General features: G+C 48.3%; 14 protein-coding genes. 3 read left to right on the top strand and 11 right to left on the bottom strand.

The genetic code is table 11. From position 1 onward, the window contains the following. Positions 1-28: 28 nt before the first annotated feature. The 3 genes from A4V09_RS24245 to A4V09_RS06745 all read right to left on the bottom strand — a co-directional run bounded on the left by A4V09_RS24245 (position 29) and on the right by A4V09_RS06745 (position 2,797). The gene (locus A4V09_RS24245) at positions 29-184 is read right to left on the bottom strand and encodes a hypothetical protein (RefSeq protein ID WP_157123465.1); all 156 of its coding nucleotides are present in this window, start codon (positions 182-184) and stop codon (positions 29-31) included. Positions 185-233: 49 nt separating this feature from the next. After that, positions 234-1,532 (bottom strand): HD domain-containing phosphohydrolase, encoded by a 1,299-nt coding sequence (locus A4V09_RS06750; RefSeq protein WP_065541673.1) that lies wholly within the window; start codon positions 1,530-1,532, stop codon positions 234-236. 98 nt (positions 1,533-1,630) lie between these two features. Then, positions 1,631-2,797 carry a glycoside hydrolase family 5 protein gene (locus A4V09_RS06745; RefSeq protein ID WP_065541672.1) on the bottom strand — a complete coding sequence of 389 codons (1,167 nt, stop codon included), beginning with the start codon at positions 2,795-2,797 and terminating at the stop codon, positions 1,631-1,633. A 149-nt stretch (positions 2,798-2,946) separates the two neighbouring features. Between A4V09_RS06745 and A4V09_RS06740 the strand changes: the two genes are divergently transcribed. Further along, complete coding sequence (locus A4V09_RS06740; protein WP_065541671.1) at positions 2,947-4,155, top strand: helix-turn-helix domain-containing protein; 1,209 nt, start codon at positions 2,947-2,949, stop codon at positions 4,153-4,155. A gap of 14 nt (positions 4,156-4,169) precedes the next feature. Here the strand turns inward: A4V09_RS06740 and A4V09_RS06735 are convergent, their stop codons facing one another. From A4V09_RS06735 to A4V09_RS06705, 7 genes are all read right to left on the bottom strand, one after another. Continuing rightward, entirely contained in the window at positions 4,170-6,206 is a 2,037-nt protein-coding gene (locus A4V09_RS06735; protein WP_065541670.1) for an FtsX-like permease family protein, read from the bottom strand. After that, entirely contained in the window at positions 6,196-6,963 is a 768-nt protein-coding gene (locus A4V09_RS06730; RefSeq protein WP_065541669.1) for an ABC transporter ATP-binding protein, read from the bottom strand. The genes A4V09_RS06735 and A4V09_RS06730 overlap by 11 nt, the downstream gene beginning before the upstream one ends. A gap of 68 nt (positions 6,964-7,031) precedes the next feature. Continuing rightward, positions 7,032-8,081 carry a sensor histidine kinase gene (locus tag A4V09_RS06725; protein WP_065541668.1) on the bottom strand — a complete coding sequence of 350 codons (1,050 nt, stop codon included), beginning with the start codon at positions 8,079-8,081 and terminating at the stop codon, positions 7,032-7,034. Then, the gene (locus tag A4V09_RS06720; protein ID WP_065541667.1) at positions 8,078-8,743 is read right to left on the bottom strand and encodes a response regulator transcription factor; all 666 of its coding nucleotides are present in this window, start codon (positions 8,741-8,743) and stop codon (positions 8,078-8,080) included. The genes A4V09_RS06725 and A4V09_RS06720 overlap by 4 nt, the downstream gene beginning before the upstream one ends. Further along, a complete protein-coding gene (locus tag A4V09_RS06715) occupies positions 8,724-10,166 on the bottom strand; it encodes an NAD(P)/FAD-dependent oxidoreductase (RefSeq protein ID WP_065541666.1) in 1,443 nt (480 codons plus the stop codon). Before A4V09_RS06715 ends, A4V09_RS06720 begins: the two co-directional genes overlap by 20 nt. Positions 10,167-10,241: 75 nt before the next feature. Next, the gene (locus A4V09_RS06710) at positions 10,242-10,802 is read right to left on the bottom strand and encodes a chromate transporter (protein WP_065541665.1); all 561 of its coding nucleotides are present in this window, start codon (positions 10,800-10,802) and stop codon (positions 10,242-10,244) included. Beyond that, positions 10,795-11,364: a chromate transporter gene (locus tag A4V09_RS06705; protein ID WP_089280636.1), complete on the bottom strand. Its 570-nt coding sequence runs from the start codon at positions 11,362-11,364 to the stop codon at positions 10,795-10,797. The genes A4V09_RS06710 and A4V09_RS06705 overlap by 8 nt, the downstream gene beginning before the upstream one ends. Before the next feature lie 111 nt (positions 11,365-11,475). Here A4V09_RS06705 and A4V09_RS06700 point away from each other — a divergent pair, with 111 nt between their 5' ends. Further along, on the top strand, positions 11,476-12,390 hold the full coding sequence (locus A4V09_RS06700) for a LysR family transcriptional regulator (protein WP_242963992.1): 915 nt from the start codon (positions 11,476-11,478) through the stop codon (positions 12,388-12,390). A gap of 123 nt (positions 12,391-12,513) precedes the next feature. On the opposite strand, the gene A4V09_RS06695 is transcribed toward A4V09_RS06700, so the two are convergent. Further along, on the bottom strand, positions 12,514-14,961 hold the full coding sequence (locus A4V09_RS06695; RefSeq protein ID WP_065541663.1) for an ATP-binding cassette domain-containing protein: 2,448 nt from the start codon (positions 14,959-14,961) through the stop codon (positions 12,514-12,516). Between the two features lie 129 nt (positions 14,962-15,090). Between A4V09_RS06695 and A4V09_RS06690 the strand changes: the two genes are divergently transcribed. Next, complete coding sequence (locus A4V09_RS06690; RefSeq protein WP_084043458.1) at positions 15,091-16,404, top strand: MATE family efflux transporter; 1,314 nt, start codon at positions 15,091-15,093, stop codon at positions 16,402-16,404. The last annotated feature ends 2 nt before the right edge of the window (positions 16,405-16,406 follow it).

The raw sequence follows: 16,406 nt of genomic DNA, 5'->3' as shown, positions 1-16,406 counted from the left end.
GCTAAAAGCCGTCTCCCGATTCTATCTGCTATTGCCGGACAGGCACGATTGTCCATCTTCCGTTTTGTTTCATCAAAAAACAGGGATGTCCCAGTTTATACCGGTAATATTTTTCCACAAGCTGCTGAGGGGCAGGAAAATCAAAGCGGTCGAGAAAATAAGAAACTTTATAATTTACGGACATGGGCAGTGCCTCCTTCTTTCTGGATACTATATTCTATGCCCTGTCCCTGTCACTTATGACTCCTGTCAGCAGGGTCCGCAGCTTCTGTGCTGCTGTAGAGATATTTTCCCAGCAGATACTGATATTCCTTGCGCAGGCCATAATAGGTATCTAATATGGGCCTGCAGCTATCCTCCACTTCCTCCAAAACAGTATCAAAATTCGCTTTCAGAGCCGCCACCACATCGCTGTCTATTTTTCCTTCCCCGGCCTGCTCCTCTAAAATAGACAATGTCTTCTCTTTAGAAAAAGCCTCCTTATAGCTCCGTGTGCCAAGCAGTGCACTGACAATATCCGAAACAGCCACAATCCGTTCCTCTATGGTAAGCGCATCTCTGGTGAGACCTCTGGGATATCCGCTTCCATCCAATTTTTCATGATGCCTCAGCGCAATTTTTGTTATCTCCTCATCTATAGTGCCGCCCAAAATCTTTTCCGTTAAATCTACATGGGTACGCATGACCGCCATAGCCTGACTGCTTAATTTTCCCGGATACTCCAGTATCTCCACCGGAATTCCGATCTTCCCCAAATCGTGCAGGAGCGCACCGTAAAAAATATTATGTATCTGTGCATCGGACAGTCCCATGTGGCTGGCAGCGCAGCAGCTGATGCGGGTCGTTGTGATGGTGTGGGTCACAGTGTGCTGGCTTCTGAAATCAATGGCAAAAATCATCATTCGCAGATACTCTTCACATTCCTTCCCTGACAACTGTACATTTGGAAGAATTTTATGAAAGTCCTTCTCCTCCTCCAGACAGGCCAGCAGGGAAAACTGTCTTTCCGCCTCATAAAACAGATCAAGGATATGGCTGTCGAATTTTGTATCTCTCACTTTTTCCAGTGATACAAACAAATTTGGGGGGTCTGTATTTTCCTGCAGGTATATGTCAATCCGGTCGGCAAGGCTGATCATCTGGGCCGCTTCCCGTATTGGCTCTTCCAAGGAGTCCGGCAGATGGACGGCTGCCACGTGATGGAACATGACAGCCCTTGCCCATTCTTTCAGCGGGGAGAGATTCGCCAGAAACAGATACCCGTAGATGGAATGCTCCCAGATGTCCTCTGATTCAAACTGGGTCATCCGGTTGATCTCCTCTGTCTTATAAGCGCCGATATCATGCAGCATGGCAAGAATACAGATATCCTGCATGTCTTTTGCAGAATACTTTTTCTGTGCTTCCAGCATCCCATAGACAAGAGACGCTACTCTTTTTCCGTGGTCCACCAGCCTTGGGTCCACATAGTTCAGCGTCCGTTCGATCAGGCCGCTTATGTTATTACTGTTGACAACTGCTTTCGCCTCCATATCCATCCTCCAAAATAGTCTATTCTCACCTTATGCATTACAAAAAATCCTGGTATTATTATAATATACCAGGATTGTAATTACAATGTATATCTATTCTATTCCTTTGGAAACCATCCAAAATCCGCACATCTGCCAAAATCCCAACTGTCCCATCCGATCCATCCGGCCTCGTTTACCGTATCCACCAGAAGCTTATAGCTCCAGTAAAAATATCCGGAACCTTTTTTCCAGGCATCCAACTGCGCTTTGGCAAGCGCGCTGTAAATGCGTTGTTTCTCCTCAGGGCTGACTGTCTCTGCCGCAGAACCTTCCACGCCGTTTAAAACACTCTGGCCGCCTTTGGTGTCACATCCGCAGGCAAGAGAGTTAAACAGGCACCATTCTCCGCAGATAACGGGAAAATACTGCTGCATCTCTTCTATATCCTTTGCCAAATTCTCCCGAATATAGGTGGTGTAAGACTCCACGGTCTGCTCACAGCCAAGAGCTTCCGCCACCATCAGATACTGGTGTGTATCCAGCACAACATTCTTATACTTCTCCCCGCGCATAAAGTCCTTCCAGGCCTTCAGCTCAAAGGCATCATGGAATACCACATATTTCTCATCCGGCATATATGTTCTGATTCTGTCGTAAGCCTGCAGGTAAAAGCCGCGGATAAATTCCATGGTATTCGGCCTGGTCCCCTCTGCTTTTTGGGGGTCTGCCGGTCTGAAACGGTTTTCCACATCCATGGTCTTCCACATATTTTCCAGGATAGGCTCATTTAATATCTCGATTCCCCACAGTCCCCGTCTGGTTCCGTATCGTTTTGCCAGGCGCTCCAGAACCCCAAGCTCGAACTCCACCTCATCCGGTTCCTGAGACCATTTACACACGCCGGAGATGCCGCCGTTGTCAAATCCATTCTGGCTGTCCGGTGCTGTATGCAGGTCTATCAAAATCTGCAGCCCATATTTTTCAGCCCAGTTAAATGCCTTGTCCAATTCCTCCACACATCCGATAAAGGGCTCCCTGTCGCCAAAGATAAAGTAAGGCACCGGGATTCTCACAGCATCCATTCCCATGGATTTGATTCTTGTAAAATCCCTCTCGCTTATATACTCCGCACGGTGGATTTTAATCCTGGCTTCATATACCTCTTTGGAAAGCTGTGTGGGAAGATAATATTCATCCTCCGCTGCGGTTCCCTCAAAAAGTGCCGGACTCATCCATTTTTCCAGTACCAGCCAGTTACCCAGATTCACACCTTTTACATACATGATCCATTCTCCTTTTGGACTTTTCTTTTATTTGTCTTGATTTTATGATAAAAGCAGCGGCTTATATATCACTTTTTCCTGTTTTTTATCACTTTTTCCATATAATCTGTTATACTATTAGGAAGAAAATGACCCGGAGGTTCTTATGTATGAATATCCCTTATCTGATGCAGCATATTTCGTACAGCCTGCACACCATCGTACGAGATTATGGGGAAAACCAAAAGCTGCAGGAGAGCTTCTGCGGACGTCCCGATTTTACGGACAGCCGTTTTTTTGAATCTTATCTGGAGCGAAGGCTGCTCTTGCGGCCTTCTGAGACACTGCCGCTTCTGCTGTCCGCTGGTGATAAACTGGTATATGCGGGGATCACGGTTCCTGGTCATCATTTTATCATTGGCCCGGTGAAGTTCAAGATTCCCGTGCGTTTGATCCACTGTGCAGAACTGCCGGATATTGACCATGCTTTTTTAGATACTGTCCCCTTCTGTGATTTTAAAGACTTAGCGGTAAATATCCTTCTGATCCATAACCTTTTCTGGGAACAGACGCTGCATGAGCGGGACTTGATCTTGTTTAACTGCATTGAGACATCACTGGATACGGAAATTCAGAGACATTTTTCAGACTTGCTGTTTGAGAACCGGGAGGCATCCCGTGGACACAATCCCTACGACCAGGAACTGCGGGAATTCTCCAGTATCGAAAACGGAGATATCCAACAGTTAGAACAAAGCTGGGCGGAAGACTACACCGGCAATATCGGCGTACTGGCAAAGGACAGAGTGAGAAGCTGGAAAAATATCGGAATCGTGGTGATCACACTGGCAAGCCGGGCCGCCATACGCGGAGGCATCCTTCCTGAAATTTCTTTTTCCCTCAGCGATATCTATATCAACAAAGTGGAGGAGGCATCTGATCCGGCCTCCATCACACATCTGCTGCGGCAGGCAGAATACCAGTATACGAAAATGGTGAGGGAACAGAAAGAACAGCAAAACGGTATGGGGAACAAAGAAAAGAATCCCCATATCCGCCGCTGCAAAGATTATATCTTTGCCCATCTCCACGACAGGCTCTCCATACAGGAAATAGCAGACTATTTGGGAAAGAATCCCGGCTATCTCTCTGAACTTTTCCATAAATGCGAGGGAATATCCATCAAAAATTTTATTCTCAGAGAGAAGATCGATCTGGCGAAAAATATGCTGACCTATTCCGGATATTCTTATATTGAAATTGCCGCATACCTTGGCTTTTCCTCCCAGAGCCATCTCGGAAAACAGTTCAAAAGGCTGACAGGCTTTACCCTCGGTGAATACCGCAATGCTTACGGTGTACAGAAATCCATAAACTGAGGCCCTATCCCCTTTTATTTTTCCTGCCGGATGAAATCATGCAGACGAAACTGTTTTGTGCCTTTCAGTACATTTCTCTGGTACTGCAGACATGTAATGACCAGATAACATCCGTACACCGCCAGAAAGATCCCGGCAGCTCCGGCAAAGGAGGCGATCAGCATACTGCGCTGTACAGGAAATGCAAAACCGATCCCCGCCATATAAAGAAGCAGGAAAAACAGGGGAAGGACCATAGGCAGGAAGAAATACACGGCTGTCTGCCTTACGGTAAGCTTTCGTATTTCACTGTCCATAGTTCCCATTCGTCTCAGCTGGTCATATTGGTATCTGTATTTTTTGCTGCTGCTTATAAGCTGAACCGCCAATATTGTGGCACAGATGAAGATGCAGATGAATGCGGCATAGCAGCAGATAAATGCGGTCATCATATAAAGGGACTGCATTTCTCCCTTCTGACCCTGATAAGTGTAGGTCATGATATAGCTGGGACCATCAGAACTTACTGTTTTTTCTATGGTTTTCTGAAGCGTGTCCTGATAATCCGTCTTTTCTCTGTCATCCACCATTGCTGCATAACATCCTCTTGCCTGTTTCAGCGTTTCACAGGCCTGATCCGGCAAAACAAGAATTGTTTTTGAACCATATCCGCTCTCGTTCATGCCATCCTGGGCAAAAGGACCTTCCAGCACCTGTCCCAGGCGGTATTCTCTGCCGCCTGTCTTCAGGGGAGTGCCTGCCTTCTCAATCTTATCCCTGTAATACCCTTCCTCTGTCTGCATGGCATATTCGTCCTCCTGCAGGCTGACAGGATATTCTCCCAGGAAACTCCGAAGCTTATTATAATCCGATAGTCTGATGCAGCGGTCCATATTCTCCTCAGCAGCCCAGTCCTCAAGCCCCTCAACAGGTTCCCGTTTTCGGTCAATCATATCTGCGATCAGAGTGCTGTCCTCCAGATAATAGATGTCGTATGACAGATCCGCCGTAATTATACTGTGCTCCTTTATAAAATCACGGCATGCTTCTACATCCAGTTTTCCGTAATGCTGGGAAACCTCCACGTCAAACGGGACTTTATTTTGCAATGCATCTTCATAGGCGTTTGCCATAAAGGAAGCGCCCCCCAGTCCCATAAAGGTAAGCAGCAGCAAAATAGAAATAACGCCCATTTGTCTTCCATTGGTGTTCAGGCGGGCGGTTAGCTGCCGATAAAAAAATATGTTCAGATGATGCAGTCTTTTTCCGCTCTTTTTATACCGCTGCAAAATCACTAGGGCAAGCTGCCGGTAAAAGAGCATAAGACTTACCCCCTGAAGTAAAACACCTGCTGCCATAAGGAACATATTCGCGAAACCTGCGAAGAGTTCTATCGTTACGGAAAATGCCACATACAGACAGAGCAGTCCAAGCACTCCCAAAAGCACTGCAGCGGTCATTTTTAATCTGACGTTTTTTCTGCCTGCCGCCACCCCATTCTCATTCTGCCTGCTGTAACTCATCAATTCTTTTATCCTTACCTTTTTCAGTATGCGGTTCTGCTTCAAAAGGCAGAATGCGAACATTACAAAAAAGCAGAGAATCGTCAGACTGATGGCTGGCAGCTGGAACGATAGATCCATGTAATAGGTCTTGTCAAACATTTTAAAGATCACCTGGCTGAGCGCCAGATAAAAAACATTTCCCAGCAGAATGCCTCCCACAAGCGTCACACTGCCAATGACAAGCTGTTCGGTGAGGAAAAGACGGCTCATGGCCGGCCGCTCCATTCCCATCGTCATATAGCAGGCAAATTCCCGGCTTCTCTGTTCAAAGATAAAATGTGTGATATAGGAAATCAGCCATCCGAGAATCAATACCACCATGACTGTGACACATATGAGAATAGACATCATAGGCCGCATCAGCTTGCTGAAGGAATTGATAGCATCAGAGAACAGCAGGGAGTTGTAGGCAAATATCATGGAAATGCTCAGCACAAGAGTCAGCACATAGACCGCGTAATCGCCTATACTCCGTTTTACATTCCGTATAGCTATTTTAGCGTACATGGGCAACATCACCGCCTAACATAGACATTACATCCAGTATTTCCTGGAAGAATGTTTTCCTGTCCCTGTTCCCCTTGCGCATCTCTGTAAAGATATGCCCGTCCCGAAGGAAAAGTATCCTGCTGCAGTGGCTGGCAGTAAATGCGTCGTGGGTAACCATAAGAATCGTGATTCCCATATCGTGGTTCAGGTCATCCATGGTGTCCAAAAGCCTGGCGCTGGATGCGGAATCCAAGGCTCCGGTCGGTTCATCCGCCAGCAGCAGACGCGGCTCATTGACAAGGGCTCTGGCACAGGCGCAGCGCTGCTTCTGGCCTCCTGACACTTCATAAGGAAATTTTTCAAGCTCTGAAAGAATTCCCAGTTTTCCCGCAATGGCCTCCACTTTCTTTCCGATCTCATCCTTTGGCGCCCGGCGTATGGTCAGTGCCAGCTCAATATTTTCCCCTAAAGTCAGAGTATCCAGAAGATTATATTCCTGGAACACAAATCCCAGGTTTTTGCTCCTGAAACGTGCGATTTCCTTTTCCGTCAATTTTGTAATGTCCTTCCGGTCCAGCAGGATCCGTCCGCCGGTAGGCTCATCCAGTGTGGAAATACACTGCAGCATAGTAGTTTTCCCGGAGCCGCTGGCACCCATTATACCCACAAATTCTCCCGGTTCCACAGAAAAGCAGACATCATCCAATGCCTTTGTCACATTTGTGCTCTCTCCATAATATTTGGAGACATGTTCAATATTCAGTAATGGTTCCATATTTATCACCTCAGGTACAGGGTATCATATGTGTCTTCCTCAATGTATCATACTTTCTTGCAGAAATCTTACTTTTCCGAAAGGATCGGAAGGCAGATGTTGATCTGGGTGTAAATACCCTTTTCAGAACTGGCAGATAAACCGATGCCAAGCCTGCCGCATATTTTTTTACAGAGATACAGCCCCATGCCCGTGGAACGGCGGTTTTCCCTGCCGTTTCTCCCTGTAAATCCCTTCTCAAAAATCCTTGGCAGATCTTCCGGCGAGATGCCGCATCCATTGTCACGGACCTGAAGCAGCAGCTTATTTCCCGGTGTTTCACTGCCGTCCCATGCACCGGATTCTTTTCCATTCAAGACCAGACAGGAGATCGTTATCCTGGGAACCTCCCCCGGCTTTTGATAGGTGACTGCATTATAGATGATCTGATTTAAGACAAACAAAAGCGCCTTTTCATCCGCGTAGACTCCGGGTATTGTATCCGGAATATCCAGGGAGACCTTGTTTTGTATCAAAAGCTGCTTGTTTATGGATAAGCATTCCCGGATAACGTCTCGGGTATTTACTTTCTGTATCAGAAAATCCGAGTGGGCGCTTTCACTTCTGCCGAAATACAGGATCTGCTCCAGCAGATGATTCATTTTTTCAAGTTCCAAAAGTACAGCTCTGTTTTCCCCGTTTTTCTCTCTCCCGGCAATCAGGGAGACTACGGATATGGGCTGTTTCATATCATGTACATAAGTTTCCAGCCTCTCCTGGTATTCCATCTGTACCCTTCTGGCCTCCTCCGTCTCCTCCAGCATGGATTTTGTACATTCTTTTAAAAGGCAGTAATAACCTGCTTCCTCCCAGGAGCCTGCGCCCTTCCATACCTGGGGAAAGAGATACTTTTCATCCAGGCTTTCCATTAGGACTGCCATTTTATGAAAATAGTTTCTTTTTCTGTAAAAACGCAGCAGGTTCCAAAGGATCAGACTGCCCATATAAGCCAGAACCAGGGGCAGAAGCTGTACCCAGGTAATGCCAAGAGCACGCAGATATAAAGAGGCCGCACACAGGCACATCACCTGCACAAGTACAGGGACTGCCTGCTGCCGCCAATACATCCGCCCGTTCATATCAGATACCCCAGTCCGTACCGGGTCTGAATGAGATCGCCGGCATCCAGTTCCTTTAATTTCCCCCTGAGGCGGGTCATATGGACACTCAGCGTATTGTCATCAATAAAAACCTGATCATCCCATAATTCTTCTATAAAATCCACCCTCCTGATAACTTCACCCGGACGGGCAAACAGACAGGACAAAAGCAGGGTTTCCTGCCTGGTCAGCATGACTTCCCCGCCGCCCCGGCACAGTTTTCCCTTGGCCGGCAGAAGGCGGAAATCCTGCCACAGAACTTCTCTCTCCGGTCCCGAATCGGGATAGCTGCGTCTTAAAAGTGCTTCAATCCGGGCCAGCAGTATGGGCATTTTGTAAGGCTTTCGGACAAAGTCATCCCCGCCCATGGTCATGCCGTACAGCTCATCCATGTCTGTATCCCTGCTGGTAAGGAATATAACAGGGATACTGGAAAAGCGCCGGATGCTCCTGCAGATCTCATACCCGTCCCTGCCCGGAAGTGTGACATCTAAAAGCACAAGATGTACCTCCCCCTTTTGCACGATCTCCTCTGCAGCATCAAAGGTTTGGGGCATAACAACCTCATATCCATGGCTTTCCAAGTCCCTGGAGAGTTCCCTGCCTAGTACCGCATCATCCTCAACTACCAGAAGTTTCATCCACTGCATCTCCTTCCTGCTGCTCCCGGAACGTTTTCAGAACGGCCCGCGCCACGCAGAGGCCGTTTGCGGACGCCTGCATCAGCCCCCTGGTGATAGATGCGCCGTCCCCCATGGAGCGCAGCCCTTTGATATTTGTCTCAAATTCCGTATCTACCAAAACCCTATTGGAATAAAATTTGACCTCCACACCATAGAGCAGGGTCTCATCACTTGCAATTCCCGGCGTCACCTTGTCCAGCGCTTCTATCATCTCCACCACAGCCACCATGATCCTGTGGGGGAATACCAGGGACAGATCCCCGGGAACCGCATCTTTCAGCGTGGGGATTATATTATTCCGGGTAAGCCTCTCTGCGGTGGTCCTTCTGCCTCTCTTGAAATCTCCGTATCTCTGCAGCAGAATTTTCCCGTCACTCAGCATATTTCCAAGCTGCGCGATGTGTTTGCCGTACTCAATGGGAGAGCGGAAAGGCTCAGTGAAATTTTTGGAGACAAGCAGGGCAAAATTGGTGTTGTGCGTCTTTTTGTCTTTGGATTTATAGGCATGGCCATTTACCACGGCAAGACCGTTCTCATAGTATTCCGCGGAAACTTCACCGGATGGGTTTGTGCAGAACACCCGCACCTTGTCGTCAAACGTGGGTGTGTAGTAAACCAGTTTTGCCTCATACAGTTTTTCATTGAGTGCTCTCATGATTTCATCCCGGACTTCAACACGGACCCCCACATCCACGGTTCCGTTTCTTGTCTCAATATGATGCCCGCTGCATACGCCGGCAAACCACTCCGATCCTTCCCGCCCTACACCTGCGGCAATCTGGGGTGCGTAAAAGGTCTCCTGTTTATCTGTCACAACGCCTTTCACCCTGCCCTCTTCCATAAGGATATCCTTCACCATAGTCATAAACAGGATTTCCACCCCTTCAGCCAGCAGATGCTCCTGCAGGCGTGTATAAATCTTATAGCCTTCCTCTGTGCCCAAATGGCGTATGGGGCACTCAATAAGCTTTAAATTGGCGCGGATCGCTTTTGTGCGGATCTCAGAGATAGCTGCCCGGTCATCTATTCCGTATACTTTCCGGTCTGCTCCAAACTTCAGATAGATTTCATCTGCCTCATGAATCAGCTCCTCCGCCTTTTCATATCCCAGGATATCCGGAAGCGTGCCTCCCACATCCGGTGAAAGGGAGAGCTTTCCGTCTGAAAATGCTCCTGCCCCTGCAAATCCCGTAGTGATGGAACAGGGGACACAGCCTGCGCAGACATTGGTGGTACGCTTTGGACAGCGGCGTTTTTCTATGCATCTGCCTTTTTCTATCATCAGCACTTTAAGCTGTGGATCTTGGCGTTTCAGCTCATAGGCACAGAAGATTCCCGAAGGACCTGCGCCGATAATGATCACATCATAATTTTTATCCATATTCTGCCTTCCTTCTAAATTAAGCTGCCGCAGTCGCCAGATGGGAACAGGCTCCCATTTGGCCCGTTTCTGTCATTATATCATACTAACGCAAAGTCCTACAATCCCTGTGCCGATCATTACTGCGATAGGATTTAATTTCCATTTTCTCAATACGAACAGAGAACACAAAAAAATTGCCGCTGCTGTCCAGTCTGCTGTTCTGATCTCAGATATCACAGAGGTACCTGTAAAAGACAAAAGAAGGATCGTCACGGCAGCAGATATGATCAGGCCAAGAGAGGCTGCCTTCAGGCCGCTCAATAGTTCCATGATATACTCCGACTTCTGAAAACGCTGAAACAGCCTGTACAAAAAAGCAGAAATACTGATGCCGGATATGACGCATCCGAATGTTGCCAGTACCGCTCCCGGTATCCCTGCAATCTGTATGCCGATAAAAGTGGAAGTATTCACAGCCAGAGGCCCGGGTGTCATCTGCGATATGGTGATAATATCCGTAAAGGTCTTCTGGGATACCCATGAAAACCGCTCCACCACCTGCTCCTGGATCATAGGGATAATGGCATACCCTCCCCCGATACTTAACAGCCCTATCTGGAAAAAGGTCACTGCAAGCCGGATAAGCTTACCCATATATCTCACCTCTCTTTCTAAACCACACACGTCCGGCGCAAAGGCCGCAGCACACCAACAGTATCATCGCAATGTTGGTATCCGTCAAAAAACTAATGACAAACACAGCAACCGTCATGGTACTTAGAAAAAGGGAGCGCTCCCCCAGTACGGCACGGGTCATATCCACCACAAAATCCACGATCAGGGCCGCAACACCTGCCTGCATCCCTTTGAGCACAGCAGCTATGATGGTATTGGCAGCCACCACGGCATACCATTTTGAAACAACTGCCAGAATGACCAGAGGCGGGATGACAGAACAGATGCCGCTGATTACAAGCCCGGCCATTCCCGCTGCCCGATATCCTGCCAGGGATGCCATATTGACAGCAATGGCCCCAGGGGTGGACTGGGCAATGGCTGCCATGCGGATCAGTTCCTCCTCATCAAAGAGCTTTCTTTTCTGTACAAAATACTTCCGTATCATGGGTACCACCACATAACCGCCGCCAAATGTAAATGCACTGATAAACAGATTGATATACGCCAGCCACAGGCAAAGCTTTATTTTTTCTCTCATATCCATATCCTCCCTGAAAGATTAGTATAACGCTTGTATATCAATCTGTAAAACGATATAATATTGTGATAATCATTAATTTTATTCATGATAGATTAGGAGGAGACTACTATGATGACCCTGCGCCATCTCTATATATTCAAGGCGGTAACAGAGACAAAGAATTTCACAAAAGCTGCCCAGAGATTATACATCACCCAGTCCGCGGTCTCCCATGCGGTAAGAGAGCTGGAGGAATATGCCCGGACTCCGCTGTTTGACAGACTCTCCAAACGGGTCCAGCTCACCAGAAGCGGGGAACTTCTCCTGGATGAGATCCTGCCCGTGCTGGCTGCCTGTGAATGCCTGGACAGCCGCATAAAAAATCTGGAAGAACAGGCCCCCATCCATCTGGTATCCAGCATCACCATAGCGATCCACTGGCTTCCAAAAATACTGGCGGATTTCAAAAGGCAGTGGCCCGGGGTGGCCGTTCAGGTGGAAGTAGTAAGCGCTGCCAATGCACTGGAAACGCTACGAAAGGGAAAAGCCGATTTCGCTCTGTTGGAGGGTTCCGTTCCTCAGGGGCCTTTTTCCCATGCCTCCTTTGACAGATATTCTCTGCAGATAGTCTGTTCCCCCCAATATCCCTGCGCTTGTACTTCTATGGATATGGAATCTTTCTGTTCAGAAAATCTGCTGCTGCGTGAAACGGGAAGTGCTATCCGCGATGTACTGGACAGCACGCTTCTGTTATCCGGCCACAGCATACGCCCGCTGTGGGTCAGCGTCAATTCCCCAGCCCTGATCGAAGCGGCAAAAGCAGGGCTGGGAATAGCCGTTCTTCCCCACATTCTGATCAAAAATGATCTAAAGAACGGCTCCCTTATCTCCCTGGATGTGAAAGGCCTTTCCCTGGAAAATGAACTTTTTGCTGTGTGGCATAAGGATAAATATCTGCCCGCGCCGCAGAAAGCCCTGCTGTCCTGTATCATACCTGCTGATACGCACGATGCTCTTGGGGAAGTTTCACTTGACAGTTTGTAACCACGTATCTATGATGTGCTTACTGGCCGCCTTTTTGCTTCCTATACTCCTGTGTTACGGTTTGTATTCGATTCCTCTATCCCCCTGAAACGGCAGCGGCCTGCTGGTTTCAGGGGGATATTTTTACAGGTATTCCGCGGTAATGCCTGTGCCGCATGCTTTCATCTTTTCCGGGGTTCCCTCAAAAATGACAATGCCTCCCTTATCCCCTCCCTCGGGGCCAAGGTCGATCACCCAGTCACTGTTTCTGATCACCTGCTGGTTATGTTCAACCACAACCACGGTATTTCCCGCATCAGCCAGCCGGTCAAGCAGTGCCAGAAAATGCTCAATATCCTTTGGATGCAGGCCTGTAGTAGGTTCATCCATGAGATACAGGCACTGTTTTTGGCCGCGGTTCCCGATCAATTCCTTTGCAAGCTTCAGCCGTTGTCCTTCACCGCCGGATAAGGTAGTCAAAGGCTGGCCAAGCTGCAGATAGCCAAGTCCCACATCCTGCAATAGAGCCAAGATTCCCGTGATCTTTTTATGGCCCAGAAAAACTTCGCAGGCCTCCTCCACGGACAGATCCAGAATATCTTTGATAGAATACCCTCTGTACGTCACATCCAGCACTTCCCTGTTAAAACGGTTTCCGTTACAGACCGGGCATATGACTTCTGTATCAGCAAAAAACAGCATATTATTCTCCACATACCCAAGCCCTTCACAGTTTTCACATCTGCCGCCGGATGTGTTGAAAGAAAAATATTTTGCCGAAAAGCCGGCGCTTTTTGCCTCCTCTGTCCTGGCAAATACTGTCCGGATCTCCGTATAGACTTCTGAAAATGTAGCCACGTTGGACCGTTTCATCCTGGCAGCTGCTGACTGGTCTATCTCTGCAATCTGCTCAAATCTGTCAAGTCCCGAAACCCGGTTATGCGTCCCATCCGGATTTCCCTTTGCCAGCACCTCAAAAATAAGCGTTGATTTTCCGGAACCCGAAGGTCCGGTGACCGAGACAATACAGCCTGTGGGGATATCCACGGATACATGCTTTAAATTATAGGTATCTGCATTTTCAATGTGTATTGCCCCGTCAGGAACTCTGTATTTCGTCCTGCCCGGCTGAGGCGCCTGAAGGTATCTTCCTGTCACAGAGGCGCTCTGCCGCATAAGGTCAGACATGGTTCCTGCTGCGATCACCTCACCGCCATATTTTCCCGCACCTGGTCCCATATCAATGACGTAGTCCGCGCCTGACAAAACATCCACATCATGTTCAATGACAAGCACTGTATTTCCCATGTCACGGAGTCTTTCCAGAATATCCATCAGCCCTTTTGTATCTTTTGGGTGAAGTCCTGCTGTGGGCTCATCCAGGATATATATGATCCCGGAGAGTTCAGAATCCAGGGCTGCTGCCAGACGCAGCCGCTGCATCTCCCCTCCGGACAGAGTGATGATCTGGCGGTCCAGGGAGAGATATCCAAGTCCCGCCTTTATAAAACGGCCAAGTTTTGTCTCTATATCCGTCAGATAATCCTCCACCAATTCTTTTTCCTGATTTGTAAGGGAATCCCCCAGCTCCTGTATCCATGTGTATAATTTTTCAAGAGAAAACCGGGATATCTCCGGGAGACGAATCCCATGCACGGTTACCTTCCGGCTCAGTTCCCCCAGCCGTTCCCCTTTACATTCGGGACATTCCACCACATCAAAATAATCTCCCAGCTGCTTTGTATCCCCGTTTTTCTCTGCAAGACGCCTCCGCAATATGGGGTATACGCCTTCAAATCTGCCCAGAGAAACACTTTTGGGCGGCTTACGATCAGGGAAAAACGCTTTTACCGCACTGCTGTCTGCCCCTTCATATAAAATCGCTTTCTGCTCTCTGCTAAACTGCTGTACCGGCAAAGTGATATCCTGTTTTAGTCCATAGTAGGCAAATGCTTTTTGAAGTACAGAAAACTGGTATTTTCCATACTGTTTCTCAAAGTAACACACAGCCCCTTCCTCCAGAGACAACGTTTCATCTACTACCTGCTCTTTTTTTATGGTATGTACTCTGCCAAGCCCTTCACAGGCGGGACATGCGCCTTCCCTGGTATTAAAAGAAAAATAGGTGCGTGTGATTTTATCCATTCGCCTGCCGCACCGGCTGCAGTACATATAGACATAAAAATCGTTTCCTATTTTCTCTGTTTCCTCCTTACAGTCAGCGGATGAGATCACCTCGCCGCAGTGGGGACAGGTTCTCACACCCAGCTTTTCATAAATCATCCGCAGGTCTGTGTAAACATCCGTCATGGTTCCCACTGTGGAGCGGGGATTGCGGTTCATGGCGGTTTGTAGGATTACTATGGCGGGGGAGGCCCCCTGTATCCGTCCCACCTTCGGTTTGCGGATCCCTTGTAAAGCCATGGCTTCCAAGTACTGCCTTTGGCACTCATGAAACAGGACGTCAATTAACAGTGTGGACTTCCCGGAACCTGATAACCCGGTGAAGACCACCAGTTTATTTTTCGGTATTTCCAGGGAAATATTTTTCAGACATCCCTCATAAGCGTCTGTGATTTTAATATAGTTCATATATGCTCCTTTCAAACAGTAGAAGGCAAGCTGCACAAACTTCTACTGTCATGAATAAAAATATAGATATTTTAATCGTTTTTTTGTATACTGATACCATAAGGAAACGATTCAAAGGCGGTGATAACAATGACAGAAAACCGTTTGGGAAAACAGCCTCTGAAGAGTCTGCTGCTCACCCTGTGTACCCAGACCACATTTTCACTGATATTATACAGTATGTACGGCCTGACCGATGCCTTCTATGTATCCCGGGGTGTGGGGGGATACGCCAGCGCAGCCGTTGGGGTCTTCTCCCCTGTCACTGTCCTGATCGGGGGGATCACCACCACGGTCGGCACAGGGACCGGCTCTGTCCTTTCAAGAAAACTGGGAGCAAAAGAACAGGATAAAGCTGCCGATGCTGTTGGCTGCATGTTCTTCCTCTGGATCGTCTGCGCAGGACTGATCACCTTTGTGGGTTTAAGCCTGTTTGAGCCGCTTATAAGACTTTTGGGGGCTGCCGGGCAGATACTCCCCTACATACGGGATTACGGCAAGATTTTGCTGGCGGGAACTCTGATCAGCACAGGATTTTCCGGCGTCATGCGGGCAAACGGAGATATCTCCTACTCCACCCTGCAGTGGTCCCTTCCCGTCTTGCTGAATATGGTGCTGGACCCGATTTTTATCTATGTTTTCCACATGGGGATTTCCGGAGCTGCCCTGGCAACCCTGGCTTCCCAGATGGTTTCCATGCTTACCAGTCTGTATTATTTTTTCATCAGGAAGAAGACACCGTGCCGCATTTCCATACGCCACATCCGTTTTCACAGAGCCCTTGCAGGGGAGATCATCTCTGTGGGCCTGCCTTCCTTTTTGAATAATCTGGGCAGCAGCCTGATCATCACGGTATTTAACCACATGCTGCGTGCAGCAGGCGGCCCTATGGCACTTGGAGCCTACGCTATTCTAAGCCGTATCACTTCTGTCCTCTTCACGCCATTTACGGGCATCATGCAGGGGATACAGCCTATCATCGGCTATAATTACGGGGACAGAAACTATAAAAGAGTACGGGACACTGTCCGCTGTGCTTTTCAGGCAGACTTTGTCTATGGCCTTGCCATCACACTTTTCTCCCTTGCCGGGGCAGGCCTGGTCTTCCGCCTTTTTACCAGCCAGGAAGAGATCCGTATGATTGGAATGCAGGCCCTCCGAATCCTAAGTCTTTCCTTCTGCGTAAAAGGCTTTGTCCAGACTGCTGCTGCATATTTCCAGTCCACCGGAAATGCACGGACGGCGTTTCTGCTCTCTGTTGGAAGCATTTGTTTTATCCAGCTCCCCGTCCTGCTGGCGGCAGGCTTTCTGGGAAATATAACCTTTCTCTTTACTGCCTGTGTCGTAAGCGACCTTGCGGCCGCTGCCTGGGCGGTCCGGATATACCAAAAAAATAAATTGTGAGG

It is taken from the genome of Blautia pseudococcoides, from assembly GCF_001689125.2.
Lineage (GTDB): Bacteria > Bacillota > Clostridia > Lachnospirales > Lachnospiraceae > Blautia > Blautia pseudococcoides.
The sequence above is the reverse complement of the archived record's forward strand: the minus strand, read 5'-3'. Positions and strand labels throughout refer to the sequence as shown.